The following is a 6,319-nucleotide window of genomic DNA, read 5'->3' as shown; positions in this document are numbered from 1 at the left end:
CGGCGATTGCTGCAAGCGCGGCCCCGGCCGTGGCGGTATCGAGCAGCAAGTCGGACGACGACTGGGAAACGTTTTGAGGCGACGGCGCGCCCGTAAGGCGCGCCGCCGGTAGGAAAGGCAAAGAGTATGTGGCGTTTCGGCACCCCGCCCGCGATCGGGCCATTCGATGCGCCGCGCGGGCCCACGCGCGGACGGGGAGCGGCAAATGCAGGGCGCGCGAGCGTCCGTTCCGGTGACCCGTGCATCGTTGCACCGGCTGGCGCCGGCCATCACGAAGTGAGAGAAGCAACATGACGACAGCGCGCGCATTTTCCCGGTCTGATCGAGCCGAGCCCAGCGGCCTCGGCGATCGTGCCGACGACCGGCCCGGTCTCGGCGATCGCTCGGGCTTCGCCGATCGCGATTTCGAGTTCACGTCCGCCGACTTCGCGCGGATCCGGGAACTCATTCATCGCCGCGCCGGCATCTCGCTGTCCGAACACAAGCGCGACATGGCGTATAGCCGGCTCGCGCGGCGGCTGCGCGCACGCGGCTTGGACAGCTTCCGCCGCTATCTCGACCTGCTCGAAGCGGAGAACAGCCCCGAGGAGTGGGAAGCGTTTACGAATGCGCTGACGACGAATCTGACGGCGTTCTTCCGCGAGTCGCACCACTTCCCGATCCTCGCCGAATTCGTCAAACGCCGTCAGCAGCCGGTCTCGATCTGGTGCTCGGCCGCCTCCACGGGCGAGGAGCCGTACACGATCGCGATGACGCTCGTGGAAGCGCTCGGCGAATCGCAAGCCCGTCAAGCCACGATTCTTGCGACCGATCTCGATACGCAAGTGCTCGCCAAAGGCGAGGCGGGCGTTTATTCGTTCGATCAGGTGAAGCAACTGAGCCAGGAGCGTCTGAAGCGCTTTTTCCTGAAGGGCACGGGGCCGCATGCCGGCCTGGTGAAAGTGCGTCCCGAACTGCGCTCGATGATCCGCTTCGCGCAACTGAACCTGACCGACGCCGACTACGGACTGCGCCAGCCGTTCGACGCGATCTTTTGCCGTAACGTGATGATCTACTTCGACAAGCCGACGCAGTCGCAAGTGCTCTCGCGTTTCGAGCCGCTCGTGAAGCCGGGCGGGCTCTTGTTCGCCGGTCATTCCGAGAACTTCACCTATGTCACGCAGGCGTTCCGCTTGCGCGGCCAGACGGTGTACGAACTTGCGCGCGACGCGCAGGCGGGCGGTCGCGGATCGCGCTCTCAGGCTCACCAGGAGGTGGCGGTATGAGTGCCTTGCCGATCGCGACGAATCTGTATTTCGACAATCACTTCGGCCGGCGCGGCGTGAAGTTGTTGCCGAACGAGTTCTACACGACGCGCGAGGACATGGTGCTCGTCACCGTGCTCGGTTCGTGCGTGGCGGCTTGCATTCACGATCGAACGGCCGGTATCGGCGGCATGAATCATTTCATGTTGCCCGACGACGGCGACCAGCCGAATCAGCCGGCATCCGAATCGATGCGTTACGGCGCGTACGCGATGGAAGTGCTGATCAACGAACTGATTAAAATGGGCGGCCGCCGCGAGCGTTTCGAGGCGAAGGTATTCGGGGGAGCGGCCGTGCTCGCGGGCATGACGACCATCAACATCGGCGACCGCAATGCCGAATTCGTCCGTCGTTACCTCGCGCTCGAAAAGATCCGCATCATCGCCGAGGATTTGCAGGGCGTGCATCCGCGCAAGGTCGCGTTCATGCCCACCACGGGCCAGGCGATGGTCAAGAAGTTGCGGTTGCAGCAAGATCCGACCGTGGCCGAGCGCGAACAGGCGCTCGCCAAGCAAGTGGAGCAAGCGCGAGCGGCCCGTCACGCCCGCGCGGCGCGCGCGGGCGGCCATGTGGAATTGTTCGCGCAAAACGGCCAGACGCAAAAGCCGCGGATCGAACTGTTCGGCACCAACGTACGCGTCGGAGCCTCGATCAATAGCGCCAAGACAGTAGAGGAGGCGTAGTTTCTGTGCAGAAAATCAAAGTATTGTGTGTCGACGACTCGGCGCTGATCCGCAGCTTGATGACGGAGATCATCAACAGTCAGCCCGACATGATGGTCTGCGCGACGGCGCCGGACCCGCTCGTCGCGCGCGAACTCATCAAGCAGCATAACCCCGACGTGCTGACGCTCGACGTGGAAATGCCGCGCATGGACGGGCTCGATTTCCTCGAGAAGCTGATGCGGCTGCGGCCGATGCCCGTGGTCATGGTGTCGTCGCTGACGGAGCGCGGCTCCGAAATCACGCTGCGAGCTCTAGAACTCGGCGCGGTGGACTTCGTGACGAAGCCGAAGGTCGGCATTCGCGAAGGTATGCTCGACTATGCCGAAAAGCTAGCCGACAAGATCCGGGCCGCCGCGCGTGCGCGGGTGCGGGCGCGTACGGCCGCGCAGGCTCCGGCCGCCGGCGGTAACGTGGCACAGGCGGCGGCCGCGCATGCGCCGATGTTGGGCAATCCGCTCGTCAGTACCGAGAAGCTGATCATCGTCGGCGCGTCGACGGGCGGCACCGAAGCGATCCGCGAGGTGCTCGTGCCGTTGCCGCCCGACGCGCCGGCCGTCCTGATCGCGCAACATATGCCGCCCGGCTTCACGAAGTCGTTCGCGCAGCGCTTGAACGGGCTGTGCCGGATCACGGTCAAGGAAGCGGAGCACGGCGAGCGGGTATTGCCGGGCCACGCGTATATCGCGCCCGGGCATGCACACCTGTTGCTGGCACGCAGCGGGGCGAATTACATCGCGCATCTGTCGGACGATCCGCCCGTGAACCGGCACCGGCCCTCGGTGGACGTGCTGTTCCGCTCGGCTGCCCAGCATGCCGGCAAGAACGCCATCGGCGTGATTTTGACGGGAATGGGGCGCGACGGTGCCGCGGGACTGTTAGACATGAGAAATGCAGGCGCATACACTCTCGCGCAGGATGAGGCGAGTTGCGTCGTCTTCGGCATGCCGCGCGAGGCGATCGCGATGGGCGGCGCCGATGAGGTCGCGCCTTTATCGGAAATGAGCCGCAAAGTCATGACGAGACTGGCGGCGATGGGCGATCGCGTGCAGCGCGTGTAACCGGCAATCCGGTTCTTGCGCCGGCCAATTAGGGTTAAAGGGAACAAAGATGGACAAAAGCATGAAGATTTTGGTCGTGGACGATTTTCCGACGATGCGCCGGATCGTTCGCAACCTGTTGAAAGAACTCGGCTACTCGAACGTCGACGAAGCCGAAGACGGCGCGGCCGGCCTTTCGCGCCTGCAAGGCGGCGGCTTCGACTTCGTGATCTCGGACTGGAACATGCCGAACATGGACGGCCTGGAGATGCTCAAGCGCATCCGCGCCGATGCCGCGCTGTCGCACTTGCCCGTGCTGATGGTGACGGCCGAGTCGAAGAAGGAAAACATTATCGCGGCGGCGCAGGCCGGCGCGAGCGGCTATGTCGTGAAGCCGTTTACCGCCGCTACGCTCGACGAAAAGCTCACGAAGATCCTCGAAAAGTTGGCGAAGACCGGGAGCTGATGTGACTCAACCCAGCAATGTGCCATCGGAAGGCTCGGATAGCCCCGATTTGACGGCCGACCGCATCCTCGCGAGGATCGGCCAACTCACCAAGACGCTGCGCGATTCCATGCGCGAGCTGGGCTTGGACAAGCACGTCGAGCAAGCCGCCGAAATGGTACCCGATGCGCGCGACCGCCTGAAGTATGTCGCCGACATGACGGAACAGGCGGCGGAACGCGTGTTGACCGCGATCGACATCGCCAAGCCGCTGCAAGAGAAGCTGCAAGCCGATGCGGCCGAACTCGATAGCCGCTGGGAACGCTGGTACGCCGCCCCGATCGAGCGCGAGGAAGTGCGCACGCTGATGACCGACACCCGCGCGTTCCTCGCCCGCGTGCCCGACGCCACGGTCACGACGAACCAGAAGCTGCTCGAGATCATGCTCGCGCAAGACTTCCAGGATCTGACCGGCCAGGTCATCAAGAAGATCATGGATGTGGTCTACGTGATCGAGCAGCAATTGCTGACGGTGCTCGTCGAGAACATTGCCCCCGAGCGGCGCGAGCAGTTCGCGCAAACGGCGGCCTCGCTCGTGGCCGATCCGAGCTCGATCGCCACGCCCGATCACTTGCTGAACGGACCGCAGATCAACCCGGAAGGACGCACCGACGTCGTCCAGGATCAGGCGGACGTCGACGATCTGCTTGCCAGCCTTGGGTTTTGACGTTTCTTCGGCGCGCCGTCGCTGACATTCGGACGAGAGGTCGCCTGCGCAATCGCAGGCGGCCTTTTTTCGCTTGGGCCAGCGATGCGCGCGTATCAAAGGCTGTACCGGCAAGCCCGCGCCGAGGGGCGCGATAAAACCAACCAAAAAAGAGGGGTTCTTTCCTGATGTCGAATCGGATCTTGCATGCCGCGATTTGCGCGGCGATGGGATGCGTCGCGCTCGGCGCTGCCGCGCCTGCGTCGGCCGCGCTTGGGGCGGCACCTACGCCGCCCGCTGCGGGCGATGTCTCCATTTCGCTGACGCCCGTCGTCCACGCCGCGTCGAGCGGGGCGAGCGCCGCTGCTGCGGCGGCGTATAGCGTCACGCAAACCACGTTATCGACCGGCACGGTCGTGCGCGAGTACGTTTCGAGCGCCGGCACGGTGTTCGGCATCGCCTGGACGGGCCCCGTCATTCCCAATCTGCCGCAACTGCTCGGCAGCTACTTCCCTCAATACGACAGCGCGCGCGCGGCGTTCAAGGACGCGCAACCGGGCCGCGGTCCGCTGAACCTCGCCACGCCGGGGCTCGTGGTCCGCTCCGGCGGCCATATGGGCGCTTTCTCGGGCCAGGCCTACCTGCCGCAATCGCTGCCGGCCGGTGTGACCGCGGGCGACATCCGATAACAAACGAGAACGAGGGGAAACATCTTGGGTATCAACGGAAAATGGCTCTGCGCCGCGGGTTTGGCCGCGGTGATCGCGCTGGCGGCAGGGTGCGGCGGGGGCGGCGGCGGTAGCGGCGGGACCAGTTCGAGCAGCACGAGCAGCACGAGCAGCAGCGCGTCCAACGGTCCGTCCAGTCCGAGCGTAAGCGTCGGCGGAGCGGCCGCGAACAATCAGGTGAGCGTGACCGTCTCGTCGGGACTGAACCTCTCGCTGAAGGCGCCGAATATGCCGATGGTGAGCGTCACGCTATGCGCGCCCGGAACGAACAATTGCGCGACGATCGATAACGTCCAACTCGATACGGGCTCGTACGGCTTGCGTCTCACGAAAGATGCCGTGGGCGGCTTCCTCTCGTCGCTGCCGGCGCAAACCTTGCCCGGCGGGAAAACGCTGGCCGAATGCGCGGGCTTCGCCGACGGTTTCAGTTGGGGCTCGGTACGCCTCGCCGACGTCAAGCTAGGCGGCGAGACGGCGTCGAGTTTGCCGATTCAGATCCTCGGCGACATCTCGCAGTCGGCGTTCGGCAGCGGCGCCGGCGCGACCTCGAGCAACTGCGCCAGCGGCACGCTGAACGACACGCCGTCGCGGCTCTCGGCGAACGGTATCCTGGGCGTCGGTACGGCGCGCTACGATTGCGGCTCCAATTGCGTGACCAACGTGACGAACGGGATGTACTACAGTTGTTTCAGCACGCCGAGCTGCACCGATACGACGGTACCGTTGAACCAGCAAGTGGCCAACCCGGTGCGCTCCTTCGCAGCGGACAACAACGGCATTTCGCTGATCATGCCCGCGGTTCCGGCGACGGGGGCCGCGACCGCCACAGGCCTATTGACCTTCGGCATCGGGACGCAAACCAACAACGCGGAGCCGACCTCCGGATTGCTGCGATTCCAGACCGATATCTTCGGCGACGTGCCGAAGGCCATGATGACGAGTATCGGCTCGCAGACGTACGCTTTCTTCGACTCGGGATCGAACGGGCTGTTTTTCCCCGACAACACGATCACCCAATGTTCGGGCAGCAGTTTCTTCTGCCCGGCATCGACGATCTCCCGCGTTGCGACCTTGACCGGGTATAACACGACGAGCAGTCCGGTTACGTTGAACATCGCCAACGCATCGACGCTGATTACGAGCGGCGGTTTCGCGTTCAACGACCTCGGCGCGTATCTCGATCCGGCCACGAGCGGCATTTTCGCGATCGACATCGGTATGCCGTTCTTCTACGGACGGACGCTCTACTTCGACTACGACCCGGTCGGCATGGGCAACCAGGGTTTCGCATCGAACACGTACGTGTCGTTCTAACCAGCCGTTCTCCCGCACAGCGCTAGGCGGGCCGCCCGCTCGCCTAGCGCCGCTTGTCTC

The 6,319-nt window shown here is 64.4% G+C and carries 7 protein-coding genes; all 7 read left to right on the top strand.

What is annotated here, in order from left to right:
* Positions 1 to 290: 290 nt before the first annotated feature.
* The 7 genes from DXT59_RS13750 (at position 291) to DXT59_RS13720 (ending at position 6,259) form a co-directional block, all read left to right on the top strand.
* Positions 291 to 1,265, top strand: a complete 975-nt coding sequence (locus tag DXT59_RS13750) for a CheR family methyltransferase (RefSeq protein ID WP_116137448.1) — start codon at positions 291 to 293, stop codon at positions 1,263 to 1,265.
* On the top strand, positions 1,262 to 1,987 hold the full coding sequence (gene cheD, locus DXT59_RS13745) for a chemoreceptor glutamine deamidase CheD (protein WP_116137447.1): 726 nt from the start codon (positions 1,262 to 1,264) through the stop codon (positions 1,985 to 1,987). The genes DXT59_RS13750 and cheD overlap by 4 nt, the downstream gene beginning before the upstream one ends.
* Before the next feature lie 5 nt (positions 1,988 to 1,992).
* Positions 1,993 to 3,087, top strand: a complete 1,095-nt coding sequence (locus DXT59_RS13740) for a protein-glutamate methylesterase/protein-glutamine glutaminase (protein WP_116137446.1) — start codon at positions 1,993 to 1,995, stop codon at positions 3,085 to 3,087.
* Positions 3,088 to 3,136: 49 nt separating this feature from the next.
* On the top strand, positions 3,137 to 3,532 hold the full coding sequence (cheY, locus tag DXT59_RS13735; protein ID WP_116137445.1) for a chemotaxis response regulator CheY: 396 nt from the start codon (positions 3,137 to 3,139) through the stop codon (positions 3,530 to 3,532).
* Between the two features lies 1 nt (position 3,533).
* The gene (cheZ, locus tag DXT59_RS13730) at positions 3,534 to 4,238 is read left to right on the top strand and encodes a protein phosphatase CheZ (protein WP_116137444.1); all 705 of its coding nucleotides are present in this window, start codon (positions 3,534 to 3,536) and stop codon (positions 4,236 to 4,238) included.
* Positions 4,239 to 4,405: 167 nt separating this feature from the next.
* Positions 4,406 to 4,906: a DUF2844 domain-containing protein gene (locus DXT59_RS13725; RefSeq protein ID WP_116137443.1), complete on the top strand. Its 501-nt coding sequence runs from the start codon at positions 4,406 to 4,408 to the stop codon at positions 4,904 to 4,906.
* Positions 4,907 to 4,930: 24 nt separating this feature from the next.
* Positions 4,931 to 6,259 (top strand): DUF3443 family protein, encoded by a 1,329-nt coding sequence (locus tag DXT59_RS13720; RefSeq protein ID WP_240324505.1) that lies wholly within the window; start codon positions 4,931 to 4,933, stop codon positions 6,257 to 6,259.
* Positions 6,260 to 6,319 lie beyond the last annotated feature (60 nt).

Source organism: Trinickia diaoshuihuensis (genome assembly GCF_003390925.1).
Taxonomy (GTDB): domain Bacteria; phylum Pseudomonadota; class Gammaproteobacteria; order Burkholderiales; family Burkholderiaceae; genus Trinickia; species Trinickia diaoshuihuensis.
This window is presented reverse-complemented; position numbering and strand designations above follow the sequence as displayed.